We start from the raw sequence: 20,025 nt of genomic DNA on the forward strand, positions 1-20,025 counted from the left end.
GCGCCGTGCGGCGTTGCAGCTTGAGCCGGAACCGCCGTTCATGGAACGATGCGCGCCCTTTGCCGATTCCCACGGGCCTCGGCACGCCACGTCCTCCGGAGGACTCCATGTCGCTGACCCGCCCCGCCCGCACCGTCCTCGCCGCTGCGCTCGCCCTGGCGGCGTTGCCCGCCCTTGCACACGACCAGCCGTTCTCGCAGACCGTGTTCTTCGGCGACAGCCTGACCGACGCCGGCTACTTCCGGCCGCTGCTGCCCGCCAACGTGCAGGCCGTGACCGGCCAGTTCACCACCAACCCGGGCCTGGTCTGGTCGCAGTGGCTGGCCGATTTCTACGGCACCAGCGCAGGCGCCAATGGCAACGGACAGAGCGGCAGCAACTACGCGGCAGGCGGCGCCCGCAACGGCGTGGACGTGACCGGCGCGCTCGGCTTCATCCCGTCGCTGGCCACCCAGACCAACCGCTACCTTGCCGCCAATGGCGGGCGCGCCGATCCGAACGCCCTGTACACGGTGTGGGGTGGCGCCAACGACCTGTTCGCCGTGGCCGCAAACCCCGGCAATGCCCAGGCGATCATCGGCGGCGCGGTCGCCGCGCAGGTCGGCATCATCGGCACGCTGCAGGCGGCGGGTGCGCGCTACATCCTGGTACCCACCATCCCCGACCTCGGCCTGACCCCCGCGCAGCGTGCGCAGGGGCCCGCCGCGCAGGCGCAGGGCACCGCGCTGGCAACGATGTACAACGATGCGCTGTTCTCCACGCTCGCGGCCAACAACCTGAGCGTGATCCCGGTCGACAGCTTCAATTTCCTGCGCGAAGTGGTCGCCAACCCGGCCATGTTCGGCATCAGCAATGTCACCGGCACCGCGTGCATGCCGCAGATCACCGCGCAGTCGCTGACCTGCAACCCGACCAGCCTGGTCAGCCCGGATGCGCCCAACAGCTACCTGTTCGCCGACGGCGTGCATCCGGCCAGCGGCGCGCACCGCGCGATCGCCGACCTCGCTGTCGCCGCGATCGAAGGCCCGCGCCAGATGGCCGTGCTGCCGCATTCGGCCGCCGGCACCGGCCGCAACCGCGCGGAGCGCGTGGCGGCGCAGATCGGCGTGAAGCCCGAGGGCGACGGCAGCCGCTGGTGGACCGACCTGCGCGGCGACTTCCAGCGCTACGGCCACGGTGACCATTACGACGGCACCGGCCCGGCGCTGACGGTGGGGCTGGACTGGACGCGCGGCAACCTGGTGTATGGCGCGTTCGCGGGCTACGGCGCGCAGGGCAACGACTGGGGCGGCCGCCGCGGCGAGTGGGACCAGTCCGAAGCCAGCCTGGGCGGGTTTGCCGGCTGGTTCGGCGAGTCCGGCGCCTGGGTCAACGGCCAGCTCAGCTACACGCGCATCGATTTCGACATCGAGCGCCAGGTGCCGCTCGGCCCGGCGCTGCGCACGCACACGGCGTCGACCGATGGCAGCAACCTCACGCTCGCCGTGCACGGCGGCTGGGAATTCGGCGAAGGCGCGCTGCGCCACGGCCCGGTGCTGGGCGTGACCGCGCAGCGCATCGACATCGACGGTTTCGCCGAAAGCGACCCCGGCCTGTCGACCTCGCTGGCGTACCCCGACCAGTCGTTCGATTCGCTGGTCGGCAGCGCCGGGTGGCAGGTCTCCTACGCGATCACCAACCACCTGCAGCCGTATGCGCGCTTCACCGTGGACCGCGAGTTCGAAGACGCCGCGGCCCAGGCGTTCGCGCGCTCGCAGTCGATCGCCGGTTCGCTGGCGTATGCCGTGCCCGGCGTGGACTACGACCAGAGTTACAGCACGCTGACATTCGGTGCGCGCACGCAACTGTTCGGCCTCGATGCCAACATCGGCAGCAGCCTGAACATCGGCCAGAAGGGCGGCAAGCACGCGATGGTGTTCGCCACGGTCGGCGCGGGCTTCTGAGCAACCGGCTCCATGCCGCGCGGCCATGTCGCGCGGCGTTGCCAATGACGCGACCGGAGTCCTAGACTGGGCGCCCTGCGGGTGTAGCTCAATGGCAGAGCTGTTGCTTCCCAAGCAACTGACGAGGGTTCGATTCCCTTCACCCGCTCCAATCCCGCGCTCCAGTCCCGGGCCGCTCCGGCCACCCCCATGAAATTCGCCATCCTTTCGCGCAACGGCAAGCTGTACTCGACGCGCAGGCTGGTCGAGGCCGCGCGCCTGCGCGGCCACAGCGTGCGCGTGCTCGATCCGCTGCGCTGCTACATGCGCATCGGCGTGGACGGCTTCACCATGCACTACAAGGGCCGGCCGCTGGCCGGTTACGGCGCGGTGATCCCGCGCATCGGCACCTCGATCAACCGCTACGGCAACGCCGTACTGCACCAGTTCGAACTGATGGGCTGCCACACGCCCAATCCGTCGGCCGCCAACATGGCCGCGCGCGACAAGCTGCGCTGCCACCAGCTGCTGGCGGCCAAGGGCATCGACATGCCGGTCACCGTGTTCGGCGACAACCCGGACGACACCGTCGACCTGCTCGCCATGCTCGGCCCGCCGCCGCACGTCATCAAGCTCAACGAAGGCACCCAGGGTGCGGGCGTGATGCTTACCGAGAAGCCGTCGGCCTCGCGCAGCGTGGTCGAGGCGCTGCGTGGCCTGTACGCGAACTTCCTGGTGCAGGAATTCATCGCCGAGGCCGAGGGCGCCGACCTGCGCTGCTTCGTGGTGGGCAACGAGGTGGTCGCGGCCATGCGCCGCCAGGCGCCCGTCGGCGACTTCCGCGCCAACCTGCACCGCGGCGGCGAGGCCGAGGCGGTCGAGGTCACCGCCGAGCAGGCCGACGTGGCGGTGCGTGCCGCGCAGGGGCTGGGACTTGGGGTGGCCGGGGTGGACCTGGTGCTGTCGGCACGCGGCCCGCTGGTGCTCGAGGTCAACGCCTCGCCGGGCCTCGAAGGCATCGAACGTTCCAGTGGTGTTGATGTCGCGGGTCGGATCATCGAATTCGTTGCAGCAGCGGCGGCCTCGGACCGGCCTGCGCCTTCGCCACGCCGCCGTCCGAAGGGTCATTTAACGGAAGCTTAGCGGATGGTTTAACGCCTCTTTAATCGCGCCGCGGGTAGCGTGGGCTGGCCAGAATCCTTGTGCGTGCGTTGGATACCTCCAGTCGTCAGTCGTGGATCGCGGTCATTGGGGCAACACAGTTCGGCCCGGGCAATCTCCTTGCCCGGGCTGTTTTCTTTCCCGCGGCGGCACGGCCGACGCGCGGGGTTCACGCTTCCCTGTGCAAGAATCCGGGTCCCAGCGCCGCTGCCCCGGGAACGCCCACGCATCCGGGCGGTCGAAGCACAGCCCAGTACAGGACCCACGCATGCGCATCCTCGTGATCGAAGACAACCAGGACATCGCCGCCAATCTCGGCGACTACCTCGAGGACCGCGGGCATACGGTCGATTTCGCCGCCGACGGCGTCACCGGCCTGCATCTGGCGGTGGTGCACGATTTCGACGCGGTGGTGCTCGACCTCAACCTGCCGGGCATGGACGGGCTGGAGGTCTGCCGCAAGCTGCGCAACGAGGCGCGCAAGCAGACCCCGGTGCTGATGCTCACCGCCCGCGACACGCTCGACAACAAGCTGGCCGGCTTCGATTCGGGCGCCGACGACTACCTGGTCAAGCCGTTCGCGCTGCAGGAGGTCGAGGTGCGCCTGAACGCGCTGGCGCGCCGCGGCAAGGGCGTGCAGACGCGCGTGCTCGACGTCGCCGACCTGGAATACAACCTCGATACTCTCGAAGTCCGTCGCGGCGGCAAGCTGCTGCAGCTCAACCCCACCGCGCTGAAGATCCTGCAGTCGCTGATGGAGGCCGCGCCGGCGGTGGTCACCCGCCAGGAGCTGGAGACCCGTGTCTGGGGCGAGGAGCTTCCGGATTCGGACAGCCTGCGCGTGCACATCCACGGCCTGCGCGCGGTGATCGACAAGCCGTTCCCCACCCAGCTGGTGCAGACGCGCCACGGCATCGGCTACCGGATCGCCGCGCCCGATGTCGCAACCTGAGGGCGCCGTACAGGCGCCGGCGGCGGGCGGTCCGCGGCGCTATCGCCGCCGCCTGCGCAGCCGCATCATCCTGTCGTTCGCGCTGCTCGGGCTGGCGCTGACGGCGATGTTCGCGATCGCCGCCGCCTACGTCGGCGCGGTGGTCGAAGACCAGGCGGTCGGCAGCGTGCTGAAGAGCAACGTCGACGAATACGCGCAGCGCTTCTACGTCGACCGCTCCGCCGAATGGGCGCCGCTCAGCAACGTGCGCGCCATCGTCTACGGGCCCGGCAAGCTGCAGAACGTGCCGCCGGACTGGGCCGAACTCGAGACCGGCGTGTACAACATCACCGGCGAGGAGGGCGGCGAGTCCTTCGTCTACCGCCTGGTGGTGAAGAAGGATGCCGACTACTGGTTCTTCCTCGCCCAGGACATGACCAACACCGCCGAGGTGCGCGCGCGGATCAAGCTGATCCTGATCGCCGCGGTGATCGCGTTCACCATCCTGGCCGGACTGATCGGCTGGTGGTCGGCGTCGCGGGTGATGCGGCCGGTGTCGGAGCTGGCGAACCGGCTCAACGTGTCCGGCGACAGCGCGCGGCCCGGGCCGCTGGCGCCGCACTTTCCCGATGACGAGGTCGGCGAACTCGCCACCGCGCTCGACGACTACGCTGCGCGCCTCACCGAGGTCGTGCAGCGCGACCGCGAGTTCAATGCCGACGTCAGCCACGAGCTGCGCACGCCGCTGGCGGTGATCCGCGGCGCGATCGAACTGCTGCTGTCACGCCCTGACCTGGACGACAAGACCCGGGCGCGCCTGCAGCGCATCCAGCGCGCCGAGCAGCAGTGCACCGACCTGATCAGCGCCCTGCTGCTGCTGTCGCGCGCCGAGCGCGGCCACGGCACCACCGATGTCTGCCGCGTCGCCGAGCAACTGCTCGATGCGCACCGCGCGCAGCTCGGCGGCAAGGACCTGGTGCTGCGGCTTGAGGGCGGGCCGGGGCGCCTGGTGGTCGACGCACCCGAGTCCGCGGTGTCGGTGGCGCTGGGCAACCTGATCGGCAACGCCATCAAGTACACCAACTCCGGCGAGGTGGTCGCGCGGCTGCACGACGACGCGATCGACGTCATCGATTCCGGCCCCGGCCTCAGCGCCGAGGATGCGGCACGGCTGTTCGAGCGCGGCTACCGCGGCAGCCATGCCGAACACACGCACGGCGGCGGCATCGGTCTTTCGATCGTGCGCCGCCTGTGCCGGCTCTATGGCTGGCAGGTGCGGGTGGTGCCGGGCGCGGAGCGCGGCGTGGTCGCCACGCTGCGCTTCAGCGACGACAGCGGCGAGGACGCCCGCGCCTGAGTGCGCCCACGCCGTGGCTCAGGACTGCAGCGGCTGCAGCCAGCCGTGGCGGTCCGGGGTGCGGCCGTCGAACAGGCCGAAGAACAGCTCCTGCAGGCGCAGCGTGACCGGGCCGGCGCGACCGGCACCGATCTGGCGGCCGTCGACCGAGCGGATGGGGGTGATTTCGGCGGCGGTGCCGCACATGAACAGCTCGTCGCACAGGTACAGGTATTCGCGCGGCAGGTCGCGTTCGATCACCTCGATGCCGGCATCGCGCGCCAGGCGGATGATCGAGTCGCGGGTGATGCCGTTGAGCAGCGCGGCGCTCACCGGGGTGGTGTGCAGCGCGCCGTCGAACACCAGGAACAGGTTCTCGCCGGCGCCCTCGCTCAGCAGCCCGGTGGACGCCAGCGCGATGCCTTCGCCGAAGCCGAGACGCCGCGCCTCGCGCGCCACCAGCTGCCCGGACAGGTAGTTGCCGCCGGCCTTGGCACCGGCCGGAATGGTGTTGGGCGCGAAGCGCTGCCAGCTGGACACGCAGGCATCGATGCCCTCGGTGAGCGCGCCCTCGCCGAGGTAGGGACCCATGTGCCAGGCGGCGACCGCGACGTCGATCGGCGTTTCCGCCGACAGGCCGAACCCGCCCAGCCCGCGCCACGCCACCGGGCGCAGGTAGGCGCGCTCCAGATTGTTGCGGTTGATCACCTCGTGGCAGGCGGCGTTGATCTCGTCGGCGGTGTAGGGGATGGCCATCTCGTAGATCCGTGCCGACGCGTGCAGGCGGCGGGTGTGGTCGTTCAGGCGGAAGATCGCCGTACCCGACGGCGTGCTGTACGCGCGGATGCCTTCGAACACCGACGAGCCGTAGTGCAGGGCGTGCGACATGACGTGGGTGGTGGCGTCGGCCCAGCGCTTGATGGCGCCGTTCTGCCAGATCCATTCGGGGTACTGCTGCATGCCGCTGCTCCGCTGCGCTTGGGCGTTCATTTTGCCGCAAACCCGCGGCGTGGCGCGCTCACAGCGTCACCCACCAGCAGTCCATGTGCCGGCGCAGCCCGAACGTGGTGCGCGATGGCGTGATGCCGTCCGCCAGCACCTGGTCGATGCGCAGCGCCACCGGGCGTTGCGGGGCGCGCAGCGTGGCGTGGTCGGCCGCGAGGCGCGCCGCTTCGGCCGCGGCCGCGTCGGCGGACGTGCCGGACAGCGACCAGCCGGTCGCGGCCGGACCGGTGCCGGCGTGCGCCATCGTCGCGGGGTCGGCCACGACCACGGTTTCGGCCGGCCGCAGCGCGGTGATGTTGAGCAGCGGGCGGCGGACGATGGCATCGAGGCGGTCGATCGTGGCGTTGCCGCCGCGGGTGGAATGGCCGGGCCAGTGGTAGCTGGCCGCGAGGCGGTTGGTGTCGCCGGATTCGATGGCGGTGGTCACCTCGAACACCAGGTCCTGCAGGCGACGCGAACAGCCGCCGCGGTAGCGTGTGCCGGGCGCCGCCGCGCCTGCGGCCGGTGCGATGTTCTCGGTCGCGCCGAAGGCGGCGCAGGGGCGGTCGCTGTAGAGCGTGCCGCCGTCTTCGGTGGTGCAGCGGTGCACCTGCGCGATGGCCGGGAGCGTGGGGCCCAGCGCCAGGACGAAGGCGACGGACAGCGCGCCGGCGGCCACGCGTTGGATCGGATACGACATGCCCCAAGCCTACCGCCGCCGCGGCCCGCGCCGATAGCGCAGGAGGTCACGGAGCGGTGCGCGACGTCTTGCGCGTCGCCTGCCGTTCAGGCCATGGCGTCGAGGACGGCCAGCGTGGGCCGCGCCAGGTTGAGCGTATAGAAATGCAGCGATGGCGCGCCGCCGTCCACCAGCCGCCGGCACAGGTCGGCGACGAAGTCCGCGCCCAGCGCGCGCACGCTCTCGGCGTCGTCGCCATAGGCCACCATGCGCTTGGCCAGCCAGCGCGGGATCTCCGCGCCGCAGGATTCCGAGAAGCGCCGCAGCTGGCTGAAGTTCGAGATCGGCATGATGCCGGCCGCCACCGGCACCTCCACGCCCAGCTTGCGCACCGCATCGACGAAGCGGAAGTAGGCATCGGCGTTGTAGAAATACTGGCTGATCGCGCCGTCGGCGCCGGCATCGACCTTGGCCTTGAAGTGGCGCAGGTCGGCCAGCGCATCCTCGGCCTGCGGGTGGGTCTCCGGATAGCAGGCGACGTCGACGCGGAAATGGTCGCCGTGCTCGGCGCGGATGAACTCCACCAGGTCCGACGCATAGCGAAGGTCGCCGGGATGGCCCATGCCCGAAGGCAGGTCACCGCGCAGCGCGACGATGCGGCGGCAGCCGGCGCTCCGGTACTCGACAAGCAGTGCGGCGATTTCATCGCGGGTGCCGCCGACGCAGGACAGGTGCGGCGCCGCGTCGAAGCCCTGCGCCAGCAGCCCGCGGATGGTGTCGCCGGTGTAGCTCAACGTGGAGCCGCCGGCACCGAACGTGCAGGACACGTATTCCGGCGCATGCGGCGCGAGCCTGGCGGCGGTGCGTTCGAGCTGCGCGCGCTGCTCGTCGTTCTTCGGCGGGTAGAACTCGAAGCTGATCGGGGTCATCGAAAACCGCTCCGGCAAGGATGGCGGAGTGTATCTCTATATCGCGATGGATGGTAAGACCGCGCCGGCGGACGTGCATCGCGCACGCGGCATCAGCCGGTCGCCGCTGCCGGGTGGTGGCGATGGGGCAGCAGCGCCCAGCGCGGATCCTCATGGCGTGTCCCGGCGGCCAGCCACTCGCGGGTCGCCGCTTCGGCCCGGGCGATCAGCGTGGCGGTCTGCGAGAAATCGTAGGCATGGACGGCGAGCGGACACAGCGGCGGGATGACGACCAGCTCGCAGCGGTCGGCGAACCGGTCGATGTCCGCAAGCAGCTGGCGCATCGCCAGAAGGTTCAGCGCATGCAGGGCCATGGCGAGCGCGCCCGGCGGCGGTGCCGGCAGCGCGCAGGAGGATCCGGTCGGGAGCACGAACATCTTCGTGGCGCCCAGCGCCAGCGCCGCGGCGATCGGTGTGTTGCTGGCGATGCCGCCGTCCATCAGCGCGCGCGCGGCGATGGTGACCGGCGGGAAGACCGCCGGTAGTGCCGTGCTCGCCTGCAGCGCCGCAGTGGCGTCGCCCGAGGACAGCACCACCTCGGTGCCGTCGAGCACGTCGGTGGCGACGACGTGGCACGGCAGGCGCGTGTCCTCCAGCCGTTGGCAGGGAAGCCCGGATCCGATCAGTGCGCGCAGCCGGTCCGGTCGGGCGAGGTGATCGCGCCGGCCCAACAGGCCCAGGGCCATGCCACGCAGCGTCAACGGGAAGATGTCGACGCGGCGCAGCCGCAGCCAGATGCGTTCAAGCCGTGCGATGCCAGCCTCGCCGGGGTCGGCCGCATAGCAGGCGCCATTGAGCGCGCCCACCGACGCCCCGACCACGAAGTCGGGCACCACGCCGTGTTGCGCCAGCGCCTGGAGCATGCCCACCTGCACCGCGCCGAGGCTGCCGCCGCCGGCGAGCACGAACGCGGTCTTCGCGGCGGGCTGCGGGTTCATGCGCTTTCCGGATGCGCGACGTGCCCGCGGCCGGCGTGTTCCCGGCGCCGCAGCCCGGCCTCGATGGTGAGGTTCTCCAGATCGCGGCCGACCGACGCCGCGGCGATGAGCTCGTCGCCGCGGTAGTAGCGCGCGGTGAAGTTTCGCCGCGCGGGTTCGCCGTCGATGCGGATGCCGTCCCAGCCCTGCGCGACCCCGGTGAAGCGCAGGTCCACGCCCTGGTGGTGGGTCCAGAAGAACGGCACGTCGGTGAACGCGTGCATGCCGCCGAGCATGTTCGTCGCCGCCACCTGGCCCTGCCGCTGCGCGTGCACCCAGTGCTCGACGCGGATGTGGCCGCCGCCATGCGGATAGCGCGCGACGTCGCCGGCAGCGTGGATGCCGGCGACCGAAGTCCGCAGGCACGCATCCACCACGATGCCGTCCTTGACGTTGATCCCGGCGTCCGCGGCGAGCCGGGTGCGCGGCGAGACGCCGACGCCCACCACCACGACGTCGGCATGGATCCGGCGGCCGTCCTCCAGGATGATCGCGCGGCCGTCGAAAGCTTTTGCGCCGGCGCGCAGGTGGAACACGACGCCCTGCTCGCGATGCAGGCCGACGATGAATCCGCCGACCACGGGTCCGAGGGCGCGCCCCATCGGCACCGCCTCCGGCGCGATCACGTGCACCTCCAGTCCACGCGTACGCAGCGCGCCGGCGGCCTCCAGGCCGATGAAGCCGGCGCCGATGAACGCGACCGACGACGCATCCGCGCACGCGGCGATGATCGCGCGCGCATCCGCCAGGGAACGCAGGGCGAACACCTTCGGATGATCGAACCCGGGCAGGGACAGCCGCCGCGGCTCCGCGCCGGTGGCGATGAGCAGGGCGTCCCAGGCGACGCGTTCGCCGGTGGCGGTCAGCACATGGCGTGCCCGGATGTCGATCGCCGCCACGTCGCAGCCCAGCCGCAGGTCGATGGCGTGCCTCGCGTAGAAGTCGGGCCCCTGCAGCGGGATCCAGTCCTCGGACGCCGTGCCCGCCAGGTAGTCCTTGGACAGGTTGGGCCGATCGCATGGCGCGGCGTCGTCGGCGCTCAGCACCGACAGCGCGCCTGCAAACCCGAGGCCGCGCAGGCGTTCGGCCGCGGCGAATCCCGCGGCGCCGCCGCCGATGATCACGATGCGTCCGGGCTGCCCGCGCGGCGCGGACGGTGGCGGGAGCGCGGTGGTGTCCTGCGCGCGGACGAACACCATGCCGCCCACGATCTCCGTGTGCCATCTCGGCAGCGCCGCGAATGCGGGCGCGCGCAGCACGGCGCCGGTGCGCAGGCTGAAGCAGGCGTGGTGCCAGGGGCAGTGGACTTCGCCATCCACTGCGAGCCCTTCGCCCAGGGGGGCGCCGTAGTGGCTGCAGCTGCCGCCGACCGCATGCACGCCGTCCTCGAACCGCGACAGCAGGACCGGCGCACCATCGACGTGGCCGGCGAGCATGCCGCCGTCGGGAACGCTGGCCAATGGAACGCCCCTGGCCAGGTCGGGGCCGGGGGGTGGGGTATCGGTCTGTGCCATCTCGTGCGACTCCTGTGGCGCGGCCGCGAGTGCATGGTCACCCTGCGCGCAGGCATTGGATGCAGGCGGGCACGTGCAGGTTCCTGCCCGGCGTCGTGTCCCGATCGGCGGCCGCGGGAACCTCGGGCGCACTGCTGCATCTGTAGTGGTGCCCTGACTGGAGACCACGCCATGCTTGACGCCCGCCGGCCACTCGTCGAATGCATCCCGCCACCTTCGCCCTTGCCATCGGTGCCCCATCCCGAACCCGGCGATGCCCGCCCAAGCCGGCAGGACGCGGAGGCCGCGGTGCGCACCCTGATCCGCTGGGCCGGTGACACGCCCGCGCGCGAAGGGCTCGAGGACACGCCGGCGCGCGTGGTGCGCGCGTACGAGGAGTGGTTTGGTGGCTACGCGCTCGATCCCGGGCGGATCCTCGGGCGCAGCTTCGACCCCGCCGGCTATGACGACATGGTGCTGCTGCGCGACATCCCCGTGCGCTCGGTGTGCGAGCACCACATGGCGGCGATCCGCGGCGTGGCCCACGTGGCGTACCTGCCGGACCAGCGCGTCGTCGGCATTTCCAAGCTCGCGCGCCTGGTCGACGCCTACGCCCGGCGCCTGCAGATCCAGGAGCGACTGACCGCCGAGATCGCCGAAACGCTGCAGCAGGTGCTGCGGCCGCGCGGCGTCGCGGTGGTCATCCGCGCCACGCACGACTGCATCGCATCGCGCGGGATCGGCATGCAGGGCGTGGCGATGGTGACGCGGCACACGCTGGGGCAGTTCGCGCAGGAGCCCTGGCGGCGCGACGTGCTCGCGGTATTGTCGGGGACACCATGATCCGTTCCGACCATTCCCCGGCCCGTGACTACGCAGCGCTGGACGAGGCTGCCTTGGTCCACGAGGTGCTGCATGGCGATCGCGAAGCGTTCCGCCACGTCATGCAGCGCAGCAACCAGCGCCTGTTCCGCGTGGCGCGGGCGGTCCTCAACGATGAAGCGGAGGCCGAGGACGTGGTCCAGGAGGCCTATGTGCACGCATACGAAAAACTCACCGCGTTCCGCGGCGACGCGTCGCTGCTCACCTGGCTGACGCGGATCGTGCTCAACGAAGCCTACGGCCGGCTGCGCCGGCGACGCCCAACGGTCGATGTCGACCGGGTCGACGCGGCGGCGCCGGAGGCCAACCGCGTGCTCGCGTTTCCTTCGAAGTTCGGCAGCGAGGATCCCGCCGCGGCCGCCGCGCGCGCGCAGATCCGCAGGGTGGTGGAACACGCCATCGAACAGCTGCCCGAGCCCTTCCGCGTCGTGTTCATCATGCGCGAGCTCGAAGAGTGTTCCGTCGAAGAGACCGCGCAGGCCCTGGACCTGCGCGCGGAGACCGTGAAGACGCGCCTGCACCGTGCGCGCCGGCTGTTGCGCACGGCATTGCACGACACGCTGTCGGCAACCCTGTCCGATGCATTCCCCTTCCTGGGGCCGCGCTGCGATCGCATGACCGCCACGGTATTGGCTCGGCTGGACGCGGGCACTGCATCGAAATAGCGAGCTGACGTCGTCGCCGCCAAACAGAACGGGCGCCTCGCGGCGCCCGTTGCTGCTGCATCGATCGGCGCGGCCGATCAGTAGCGGTAGTGCTCCGCCTTGTACGGGCCGTCCGGCGACACGCCGAGGTAATCGGCCTGTTCCGTGGTGAGCCTCGTGAGCTTCACGCCGATCTTCTCCAGGTGCAGGCGCGCGACTTCCTCGTCGAGCTTCTTCGGCAGGATGTAGACCTTGTTCTCGTAGCTGTCCTTGTTCGCCCACAGGTCGATCTGCGCGAGCGTCTGGTTGGCGAACGAGTTCGACATCACGAAGCTCGGGTGGCCGGTGGCGCAGCCCAGGTTGACCAGGCGGCCTTCGGCGAGCAGGAAGATGCTGTTGCCGTTGCCGAAGGTGAACTTGTCGACCTGCGGCTTGATGTTGGTCTTCTCCACGCCGGCGAGCGAGTACAGCGCGTCGACCTGGATCTCGTTGTCGAAGTGGCCGATGTTGCAGACGATCGCCTGGTCCTTCATCGCCTGCATGTGCGCGACGGTGATGATGTCCTTGTTGCCGGTGGTGGTGACGTAGATGTCGCCGCGGCCGAGGGTGTCCTCGATCGTGGTCACCTCGTAGCCTTCCATCGCCGCCTGCAGCGCGCAGATCGGGTCGATCTCGGTGACGATCACGCGCGCGCCGTAGGCACGCAGCGACGCCGCCGAACCCTTGCCGACGTCGCCGTAGCCGCAGACCACGGCCACCTTGCCGGCCAGCATCACGTCGAGCGCGCGCTTCAGGCCATCGGCCAGCGACTCGCGGCAGCCGTACAGGTTGTCGAACTTCGACTTGGTGACCGAGTCGTTGACGTTGATCGCCGGCACCAGCAGCTGGCCGGCTTCGGCCAGCTGGTACAGGCGGTGCACGCCCGTGGTGGTCTCTTCCGAGACGCCCTTCCAGTCGCGGACCACGATGGTCCAGAAGCCCGGGCGCTCGGTGGCGACGCGCTTGAGCAGGTTCTTGATGACCTGCTCCTCATGGCTCGAGGCCGGACCGTTGACCCAGGACGCGTCGCCCTGTTCCAGCTCGTAGCCCTTGTGGATCAGCAGCGTCACGTCGCCGCCGTCGTCGACCACCATCTGCGGGCCGAGGAAGCCGCCCTTGCCGTCGGGGAAGGAGAGCGCCTCGAGCGTGCAGTCCCAGTACTCCTCCAGCGTCTCGCCCTTCCAGGCGAACACGGGGGTGCCGGTGGCGGCGATCGCGGCCGCGGCGTGGTCCTGCGTGGAGAAGATGTTGCACGAGGCCCAGCGCACGTCGGCGCCAATGTCCTTCAGCGTCTCGATCAGCACCGCGGTCTGGATGGTCATGTGCAGCGAGCCGGTCACGCGCACGCCCTTGAGCGGGGCGTCGGCGGCGTGCTTGCGGCGGATGGACATCAGGCCGGGCATCTCGTGCTCGGCGATGTCGAGTTCCTTGCGGCCCCAGTCGGCCAGCGAAATGTCGGCGACCTTGTAGTCGCCTTCCTGGGAGAATGCTCTCTGAGAGCTGGTCTTGACCTGTGCGTTCATGCGGAAGCTCCGGTTTCTGCTCCCTGTCCCGCTCGGGGAGAGGGTGGGTGGGGAACCGGGCGCCGTTGGGGTGTATTCCGCCGAGCCTGGCCGTGCTGGTTCCACGGTCGCAGCGCCCCTCGGCGGAGCCGCGGATTATATCTCCATGACCCTCGCCACGGTACGGGCGCCTCGGGGCGGGCTAGGCTGGTGGGTCGCATCTGTACAGGATCCCCGCATTGGCCACACTCGCCCTCAGGCATCTCGCCGCTCCATTGCTGGTCGCTACGCTGCTGTGGGCACCCGTGCCCGCCGACGCGCGCGACACCCCGGTTGCCGCGGCAGCCGCCGCCGAATCGGGCTACCGCCTGCCCCCGCCGGCGCTGCGCGCGCTGGTCGACGCGCCGCAGGCACCGCGGCTGTCGCTGTCGCCACGGCGCGACCTGATCGCCTACATGCAGGTGCCGTCGCTGCCGGGCATCGACGTGGTGGCCCAGCCGGAGCTCAGGCTCGGCGGGCTGCGCATCCATCCGCGCACCCATTCCTCCAGCGCCTTCAGCTTCGTCGACGACCTCTGGCTGCAGGCAGTGGATGGCGGTGCGGAGCGCCGCATTGCCGGCCTTCCGCAGCCGCTGGCGCTGGCCGCGATGCAGTGGTCGCCCGACCAGCGCCATATCGCCTTCAGCCACGTCGACACGCGCGCCGGGCGCGTGGAGCTGTGGCTGGTCGACGTGGCCGCGGGCCGTGCACGGCGGCTGACCGAACAGGCGCTTGGCACGGTGGTCGGTGAAGGCTTCGACTGGCTGCCGGGCGGGTCCGGCCTGCTCGCCACGCTGCGGCCGCAGGAGCAGGGCGCGGCGCCCGCCAGCGACGGCGTGCCGCGCGGCCCGAGCATCCAGGAAACCGACGGCGGTGGCCGCGTGCAGAGCCTGCGCACCTACCAGGACCTGTTGCGCAATCCGCAGGACACCGAGGTGTTCGCGCACTACATGACCACGCAACTGGCGCGCGTCGGGCTCGACGGTCGCGTGACGCCGATCGCCGCGCCGGGCATGCACGTCGGCGCCGCGGTCTCACCCGACGGACGCCATCTGCTGCGCCAGCGCATCGAACGCCCGTTCTCGTACCTGGTGCCGTATTCGCGCTTCCCGCGCCGGATCGACGTGATCGACCTTGATGGTCGCCTGCTGCACACCGTGGCCACGCTGCCGCTGGTCGAAGGCCTGCCCACCGGCAACGACGCGGTGGCTCCGGGCGTGCGCCGCATCGCATGGCGCGCCGACGCGCCCGCGACCCTGGTCTGGGCGGAGGCGCAGGACGGCGGTGATCCCGCCCGCGCGGCCGCGGTGCGCGACCGCGTGTTCGCCCACGCGGCGCCGTTCAAGGGCAAGCCGCAGGTGCTGGCCGACCTGTCGATGCGCTATGCCGGCGTGCACTGGGGCAGCGGCGACCTGGCGCTGCTCACCGAGTCCTGGTGGAAGAGCCGCCAGCTGCGCGAATGGCGGCTGGCGCCGGATGCCGGAAGCGCGCCGGTGCTGCTGCGCGAGGGTTCGCGCGAAGACCGCTACGCCGACCCGGGTGAGCCGGTGACGCATGCGGACGCGCGCGGATTCCAGCGGCTGCTGACCACCGCGGATGGCGAAGGCATCTACCGCATCGGCGAAGGGGCCTCGCCAGAAGGCGACCGTCCGTTCCTCGATCGCCAGCAACTCGGCGTTCGCGCCGGCACGGAGCGCCTGTTCCAGTCGGAAGCGCCGGGGTACGAGGTGCCGATCGCGGTGCTCGACGCCGCGGGCGCGCGCATCCTGACCACGCGCGAGTCGCCGACATCGCCGCCCAACGTGCACCTGCGCGCGCTCGGCAACGGCGCGGCGCCGGTTGCGCTGACCGACATCGCGCATCCCACGCCGGAACTGCGCGATGTCAGCAAGGAGCAGATCCGCTACACCCGCGCCGACGGCGTGGAGATGACCGCCAACCTGTACCTGCCGCCGGGCTACCAGGCCGATCGCGACGGTCCGCTGCCGATGCTGGCCTGGGCCTACCCGCGCGAGTTCAAGTCCGCCGATGCCGCGGGCCAGGTCACCGGTTCGCCGTACCGCTTCAACCGCATCAGCTACTGGGGGCCGCTGGCCTACCTGGCGCAGGGCTATGCGGTGCTCGACGGTCCGACCATGCCGATCGTCGGCGAGGGCGACGCCGAGCCCAACGACAGCTACATCGCCCAGCTGGTGGCCAGCGCCCAGGCCGCGGTGGATGAAGTGGTGAAGCGTGGCGTGGCCGACCGCGACCGCATCGCCATCGGCGGACATTCGTACGGTGCGTTCATGACCGCCAACCTGCTGGCGCATTCGGACCTGTTCCGCGCCGGCATCGCGCGCAGCGGCGCCTACAACCGCTCGCTCACGCCGTTCGGCTTCCAGGCCGAGGAGCGCAGCTACTGGCAGGCCACCGCCACCTACCAGGCGATGTCGCCGTTCGACCACGCCGACCGCATCGACGAGCCGGTGCTGATCATCCACGGCGAGCAGGACAACAACTCCGGCACCTTCCCGATGCAGAGCGAGCGGCTGTTCTCGGCGATCAAGGGGCTCGGTGGCCAGGCGCGGCTGGTGATGCTGCCCAACGAGTCGCACGGCTACCGGGCGCGCGAGTCGATCCTGCACATGCTGGCGGAGACCAATGACTGGCTGGAGACGTACGTGCGCAACGCGCCGCCGCGTTCGGCGGGGAGCGAAGTGGAGGCTGCGGCAAGTCCGTAACGAGACCTGCCCTGTGGTGGCCGGGAGGCCGTCGCGGCTCATGTCCCCCGGATCCGCTTGCGACGGATGCCTCCTCCTTGACTTCCCCGCGACGGCCTCCCGGCCACTTCGGGGCTTAGTGCTCGCCGCGGGTAGCGCAAGCATTCGCGAGACCGGGCTTTGGGCTGTGAGCTGTGTGCTCCCGGGCCAACGCGTAAGCCGGCACACCGGGTGCCAAGGCCCTTGAGGGCGAAGTCAAGGAGGAGGCGATGGCCGCAGGCCATCGCCGGGGGACATGAGTCCTCAAGGGCCTTGGCATCCGGCGCCGGGGAGAGGAACCGAAAAAAGAACGGGCCGCGATTGCGGCCCGTTTTCCTGTCGCACGCGTTGTCGCGGATTACTTCAGCTTCGCGGCCCGGCGCAGTTCGTCCGCCTTGTCGGTCTTCTCCCAGGAGAACGCCGTGGCCTTCTGCAGCTTGCCGTCGGGGCCGGTGTAGCTGACTTCCTGCGGCTTGCGGCCGAAGTGGCCGTAGCTGGCGGTGCGCTGGTAGATCGGGTGGATCAGGTCGAGCATCTTGATGATGCCGTACGGGCGCAGGTCGAAGTGCTTGCGGATCAGCTTCTCGATCACGTCGTCGCCGACCTTGCCGGTGCCGAACGTGGTCACCGAGATCGAGGTCGGCTCGGCCACGCCGATGGCGTAGCTCAGCTGCACTTCGCAGCGGTCCGACAGGCCCGCGGCCACGACGTTCTTGGCGACATAGCGCGCGGCGTACGCGGCCGAGCGGTCGACCTTGGACGGATCCTTGCCCGAGAACGCGCCGCCGCCGTGGCGGGCCCAGCCGCCGTAGGTGTCGACGATGATCTTGCGGCCGGTCAGGCCGCAGTCGCCCACCGGGCCGCCGATCTCGAAGCGGCCGGTCGGGTTAATGTGGAACTTGGTGCCCTTGTGCAGCCACTTGGCCGGCAGCACCGGCTTCAGGATCTCCTCGCGCACGGCTTCGATCAGGTCCTTCTGCTTGATGCCCGGCGCGTGCTGGGTCGACAGCACCACGGCGTCGATCGCCGTCGCCTTGCCATCGTCATAGCGCAGGGTGACCTGGCTCTTGGCGTCGGGGCGCAGCCACGGCAGCGGCGAGTTCTTCTTCTTGCGGATCTTGGCCTGCTGCTCGACCAGGCGGTGCGACAGGTGGATCGCCGCCGGCATGAAGCTGTCGGTCTCGTTGGTGGCGTAGCCGAACATCAGGCCCTGGTCGCCGGCACCCATTTCCTCGGGCTTCTTGCGGTCCACGCCCTGCGCGATGTGCGGGCTCTGCTTGCCGATCAGGTTCAGCACGCCGCAGGTGGCGCCGTCGAAGCCGACGTCGCTGGAGTCGTAGCCGATGTCCAGGATCACCTTGCGGGTCAGCGCTTCCAGGTCGATCCACGCGGTGGTGGTGATCTCGCCGGCCACGATGGCCACGCCGGTCTTGACCATCGTCTCGCAGGCGACGCGGGCGCCCTTGTCCTGGCCGATGATGGCGTCGAGGACCGCGTCGGAAATCTGGTCGGCGATCTTGTCGGGATGGCCTTCGGAGACCGATTCGGAGGTGAACAGGGTGCTCGACATCGCTTATATCCCTTGATTCGGATGAAAAGATGGCCGGCATGATACACGCCGGAAGCGTCCGCGGCATTCTGCCGGCATGTCGGGCGACGAGGTCAAGCCTGTTGCGCTGCTAGCATCCGGCAATGGATTCGCTGACCCAGATCGTTCTTGGCGCCGCTGTCGCTGCCGCCGTCGCGCCTGCGCGCCACCGTCGCGCGGCGCTGCTTGCCGGCGCCGCGCTCGGCACCTTGCCGGACCTCGACTCGCTGCCGATCGCGCTGCTCACCGACGATCCGGTCGCACTGATGACCCTGCACCGCGGCGCCAGCCATTCGCTGTTCATCCTGCCGCTGCTGGGCTGGGCGATCTGGGCGTTGTTCAAGCACCGCGGCGGCCGCGTGGCGGAGTCACCGGCGCGCTGGTTCTGGGCGATGCAGCTGGCGCTGGTCACCCATCCATTGCTGGATGCCTTCACCGTGTACGGCACGCAGCTGCTGTGGCCACTGGCGACGCCCCCGGTGATGTGGTCGAGCGTGTTCATCATCGACCCGCTGTATACGGTCTGGTTGCTGCTGGCCTGCGTCGCGGCGTTCTTCCTGCGCGAGCGCGCGGCGGCGCAGCGCGCGCTGGTCGCCGGGCTGGTGCTGAGCACCGCCTACCTCGGCTGGTCGCTGGCCGCCAAGGCGATGGTCGAACGCGAAGCCGACCGCGCGCTTGCGGCGATGGGCCTGGGCGACGCACCGCGCTTCTCGGTGCCGATGCCGTTCACCACGCTGCTGTGGCGGGTGGTGGCGATGACGCCGTCGGGCTATGTCGAAGGCTTCCGTTCGCTGGCCGCGGATGACGGCGCGATGCGCTTCGAAGGACATGCTTCCAACGTGCAGGCGCTGGCCGAGGCGTCGCATATCCCGGCCGTGGCGCGACTCGCCTGGTTCAACCACGGCTTCATGCGCGCGCGCGACGTCGACGGCGAGCTGGTGCTCAGCGACCTGCGCATGGGCAACGACCCTGACTACTTCTTCAACTTCGCCGTCGCGCGCCGTGGCAGTCCCTGGCATGCCATCCCGCCGCGCCAGCTGCGCGCGCCGCGGGATCTGGGTGGCACCTGGGGCGCCACGTGGCAGCGCATCTGGCAGGACCCCGGCGCGTGCGCGCCGCCGTGTCAGGCCGCTTCGTACAGCGAGGGCGTGCTCCCAGCGGACAGCGCGTCGAAGTAGTCGCGCGTCAGCGCCAGCTGCGCGGCTGCGGTCTCGGCGCGGTTCACCACAGCGCGGAAGGCGGCGTTCTCCGGGCGGTCCTTGGCATACCAGCCGAGGTGCTTGCGCGCGATGCGCACGCCCGACGGCTCGCCGTAGAAGGCATGCAGGGCTTCGAGGTGGCCGATGAGGATGCGGCCGACCTCGGCCAACGTGGGTGGCGGAAGATGTTCGCCGGTCGCCAGGAAATGCGCGATCTCGCGGAAGATCCACGGCCGGCCCTGCGCCGCGCGCCCGACCATCACCGCATCGCATCCGGTGTGCGCGAGGACCGCGGCGGCCTTTTCAGGGGAGTCGATATCGCCATTGGCCAGCACTGGAATGGCCAGCCGCGACTTCACCTCGGCGATGGTGTCGTACTCGGCGGTGCCGGTGTATTGCTGGTCACGGGTGCGCCCGTGCACGGCGAGCGCGGCGATGCCGGCGTCCTCGGCGATGCGCGCGATGGCCACGGCGTTGCGCTGGCCCGCGGCCCAGCCGGTGCGGATCTTCAGCGTCACCGGCACGTCGACCGCGGCGACCACGGCCGCGAGGATGCGCGCCACCAGCGCCTCGTCACGCATCAACGCGGAGCCGGCCCAGGCGTTGCACACCTTCTTCGCCGGGCAGCCCATGTTGATGTCGATGATCTGCGCGCCGTGGTCGACGTTGTAGCGCGCGGCGTCGGCCAGCTGCGCGGGTTCGGTGCCGGCGATCTGCACGCCGACCGGATCCGGCTCGCCGGCGTGGTCCATGCGCCGCAGAGATTTTTCCGTGCTCCAGAAGCGCGGGTCGGAGATGGTCATCTCCGACATCGCCAGGCCCGCGCCCAGGCGCTTGCAGAGCAGCCGGAACGGCTTGTCGGTGACCCCCGCCATCGGCGCCAGGACCACGTTCGGGGCGATGCTGTAGGGCCCGATGCGCATGCGGGCATTGTCGCCGA

General features: G+C 70.4%; 16 protein-coding genes, 1 tRNA gene and 1 riboswitch. Of the genes, 9 read left to right on the forward strand and 8 right to left on the reverse strand.

The window, feature by feature from the left end:
* Positions 1-107: 107 nt before the first annotated feature.
* The 5 genes from JGR64_RS02605 to JGR64_RS02625 all read left to right on the forward strand — a co-directional run bounded on the left by JGR64_RS02605 (position 108) and on the right by JGR64_RS02625 (position 5,371).
* On the forward strand, positions 108-1,943 hold the full coding sequence (locus tag JGR64_RS02605) for an autotransporter domain-containing protein (RefSeq protein WP_199374972.1): 1,836 nt from the start codon (positions 108-110) through the stop codon (positions 1,941-1,943).
* A 77-nt stretch (positions 1,944-2,020) separates the two neighbouring features.
* Positions 2,021-2,094: transfer RNA gene (locus JGR64_RS02610), tRNA-Gly, on the forward strand.
* 38 nt (positions 2,095-2,132) lie between these two features.
* Positions 2,133-3,065, forward strand: coding sequence for a 30S ribosomal protein S6--L-glutamate ligase (gene rimK / locus JGR64_RS02615; RefSeq protein WP_199374973.1), 933 nt, complete (start codon positions 2,133-2,135; stop codon positions 3,063-3,065).
* 286 nt (positions 3,066-3,351) lie between these two features.
* Positions 3,352-4,035, forward strand: a complete 684-nt coding sequence (locus JGR64_RS02620) for a response regulator transcription factor (RefSeq protein ID WP_199374974.1) — start codon at positions 3,352-3,354, stop codon at positions 4,033-4,035.
* On the forward strand, positions 4,022-5,371 hold the full coding sequence (locus tag JGR64_RS02625) for a HAMP domain-containing sensor histidine kinase (protein WP_199374975.1): 1,350 nt from the start codon (positions 4,022-4,024) through the stop codon (positions 5,369-5,371). Before JGR64_RS02620 ends, JGR64_RS02625 begins: the two co-directional genes overlap by 14 nt.
* A gap of 18 nt (positions 5,372-5,389) precedes the next feature.
* On the opposite strand, the gene JGR64_RS02630 is transcribed toward JGR64_RS02625, so the two are convergent.
* The 5 genes from JGR64_RS02630 to JGR64_RS02650 all read right to left on the reverse strand — a co-directional run bounded on the left by JGR64_RS02630 (position 5,390) and on the right by JGR64_RS02650 (position 10,472).
* Positions 5,390-6,310, reverse strand: coding sequence for a branched-chain amino acid transaminase (locus JGR64_RS02630; protein ID WP_199374976.1), 921 nt, complete (start codon positions 6,308-6,310; stop codon positions 5,390-5,392).
* Between the two features lie 58 nt (positions 6,311-6,368).
* Positions 6,369-7,034, reverse strand: a complete 666-nt coding sequence (locus JGR64_RS02635; protein WP_199374977.1) for a DUF4124 domain-containing protein — start codon at positions 7,032-7,034, stop codon at positions 6,369-6,371.
* 86 nt (positions 7,035-7,120) lie between these two features.
* Positions 7,121-7,942: a methylenetetrahydrofolate reductase [NAD(P)H] gene (gene metF / locus JGR64_RS02640; protein WP_199374978.1), complete on the reverse strand. Its 822-nt coding sequence runs from the start codon at positions 7,940-7,942 to the stop codon at positions 7,121-7,123.
* A gap of 92 nt (positions 7,943-8,034) precedes the next feature.
* Positions 8,035-8,919, reverse strand: coding sequence for a patatin-like phospholipase family protein (locus tag JGR64_RS02645; protein WP_199374979.1), 885 nt, complete (start codon positions 8,917-8,919; stop codon positions 8,035-8,037).
* Positions 8,916-10,472 carry an FAD-dependent oxidoreductase gene (locus JGR64_RS02650; RefSeq protein ID WP_199374980.1) on the reverse strand — a complete coding sequence of 519 codons (1,557 nt, stop codon included), beginning with the start codon at positions 10,470-10,472 and terminating at the stop codon, positions 8,916-8,918. Before JGR64_RS02650 ends, JGR64_RS02645 begins: the two co-directional genes overlap by 4 nt.
* Positions 10,473-10,703: 231 nt before the next feature.
* Here JGR64_RS02650 and folE point away from each other — a divergent pair, with 231 nt between their 5' ends.
* Both folE and JGR64_RS02660 read left to right on the forward strand, forming a co-directional pair.
* Positions 10,704-11,294 (forward strand): GTP cyclohydrolase I, encoded by a 591-nt coding sequence (gene folE / locus JGR64_RS02655; protein ID WP_234447016.1) that lies wholly within the window; start codon positions 10,704-10,706, stop codon positions 11,292-11,294.
* Positions 11,291-11,998: an RNA polymerase sigma factor gene (locus JGR64_RS02660; RefSeq protein ID WP_199374982.1), complete on the forward strand. Its 708-nt coding sequence runs from the start codon at positions 11,291-11,293 to the stop codon at positions 11,996-11,998. Before folE ends, JGR64_RS02660 begins: the two co-directional genes overlap by 4 nt.
* 77 nt (positions 11,999-12,075) lie before the next feature.
* Here JGR64_RS02660 and ahcY read toward each other — a convergent pair whose 3' ends face one another.
* Positions 12,076-13,539, reverse strand: a complete 1,464-nt coding sequence (gene ahcY / locus JGR64_RS02665; protein ID WP_199374983.1) for an adenosylhomocysteinase — start codon at positions 13,537-13,539, stop codon at positions 12,076-12,078.
* Positions 13,540-13,589: 50 nt separating this feature from the next.
* Positions 13,590-13,666, reverse strand: a riboswitch (S-adenosyl-L-homocysteine riboswitch).
* A gap of 307 nt (positions 13,667-13,973) precedes the next feature.
* Between ahcY and JGR64_RS02670 the strand changes: the two genes are divergently transcribed.
* On the forward strand, positions 13,974-16,280 hold the full coding sequence (locus JGR64_RS02670) for a prolyl oligopeptidase family serine peptidase (RefSeq protein ID WP_233348359.1): 2,307 nt from the start codon (positions 13,974-13,976) through the stop codon (positions 16,278-16,280).
* A gap of 376 nt (positions 16,281-16,656) precedes the next feature.
* Here the strand turns inward: JGR64_RS02670 and metK are convergent, their stop codons facing one another.
* Entirely contained in the window at positions 16,657-17,868 is a 1,212-nt protein-coding gene (gene metK, locus JGR64_RS02675; RefSeq protein WP_199374984.1) for a methionine adenosyltransferase, read from the reverse strand.
* 122 nt (positions 17,869-17,990) lie between these two features.
* Between metK and JGR64_RS02680 the strand changes: the two genes are divergently transcribed.
* Entirely contained in the window at positions 17,991-19,064 is a 1,074-nt protein-coding gene (locus tag JGR64_RS02680) for a metal-dependent hydrolase (protein WP_199374985.1), read from the forward strand.
* Here JGR64_RS02680 and dusB read toward each other — a convergent pair.
* Positions 19,010-20,008, reverse strand: coding sequence for a tRNA dihydrouridine synthase DusB (gene dusB / locus JGR64_RS02685; RefSeq protein WP_199374986.1), 999 nt, complete (start codon positions 20,006-20,008; stop codon positions 19,010-19,012). The two genes, JGR64_RS02680 and dusB, sit on opposite strands and share 55 nt — an antisense overlap.
* Between the last annotated feature and the right edge of the window lie 17 nt (positions 20,009-20,025).

Origin of the sequence: Luteimonas sp. MC1572, assembly GCF_016615815.1 — a bacterium.
Lineage (GTDB): Bacteria > Pseudomonadota > Gammaproteobacteria > Xanthomonadales > Xanthomonadaceae > Luteimonas.

Coding starts and splice junctions, on each gene's coding strand:
- JGR64_RS02605 (WP_199374972.1), top strand. CDS start 108: ATGTCGCTGACCCGCCCCGCCCGCACCGTCCTCGCCGCTGCGCTCGCC.
- rimK (WP_199374973.1), top strand. CDS start 2,133: ATGAAATTCGCCATCCTTTCGCGCAACGGCAAGCTGTACTCGACGCGC.
- JGR64_RS02620 (WP_199374974.1), top strand. CDS start 3,352: ATGCGCATCCTCGTGATCGAAGACAACCAGGACATCGCCGCCAATCTC.
- JGR64_RS02625 (WP_199374975.1), top strand. CDS start 4,022: ATGTCGCAACCTGAGGGCGCCGTACAGGCGCCGGCGGCGGGCGGTCCG.
- JGR64_RS02630 (WP_199374976.1), bottom strand. CDS start 6,310: ATGCAGCAGTACCCCGAATGGATCTGGCAGAACGGCGCCATCAAGCGC.
- JGR64_RS02635 (WP_199374977.1), bottom strand. CDS start 7,034: ATGTCGTATCCGATCCAACGCGTGGCCGCCGGCGCGCTGTCCGTCGCC.
- metF (WP_199374978.1), bottom strand. CDS start 7,942: ATGACCCCGATCAGCTTCGAGTTCTACCCGCCGAAGAACGACGAGCAG.
- JGR64_RS02645 (WP_199374979.1), bottom strand. CDS start 8,919: ATGAACCCGCAGCCCGCCGCGAAGACCGCGTTCGTGCTCGCCGGCGGC.
- JGR64_RS02650 (WP_199374980.1), bottom strand. CDS start 10,472: ATGGCACAGACCGATACCCCACCCCCCGGCCCCGACCTGGCCAGGGGC.
- JGR64_RS02660 (WP_199374982.1), top strand. CDS start 11,291: ATGATCCGTTCCGACCATTCCCCGGCCCGTGACTACGCAGCGCTGGAC.
- ahcY (WP_199374983.1), bottom strand. CDS start 13,539: ATGAACGCACAGGTCAAGACCAGCTCTCAGAGAGCATTCTCCCAGGAA.
- JGR64_RS02670 (WP_233348359.1), top strand. CDS start 13,974: ATGCAGGTGCCGTCGCTGCCGGGCATCGACGTGGTGGCCCAGCCGGAG.
- metK (WP_199374984.1), bottom strand. CDS start 17,868: ATGTCGAGCACCCTGTTCACCTCCGAATCGGTCTCCGAAGGCCATCCC.
- JGR64_RS02680 (WP_199374985.1), top strand. CDS start 17,991: ATGGATTCGCTGACCCAGATCGTTCTTGGCGCCGCTGTCGCTGCCGCC.
- dusB (WP_199374986.1), bottom strand. CDS start 20,008: ATGCGCATCGGGCCCTACAGCATCGCCCCGAACGTGGTCCTGGCGCCG.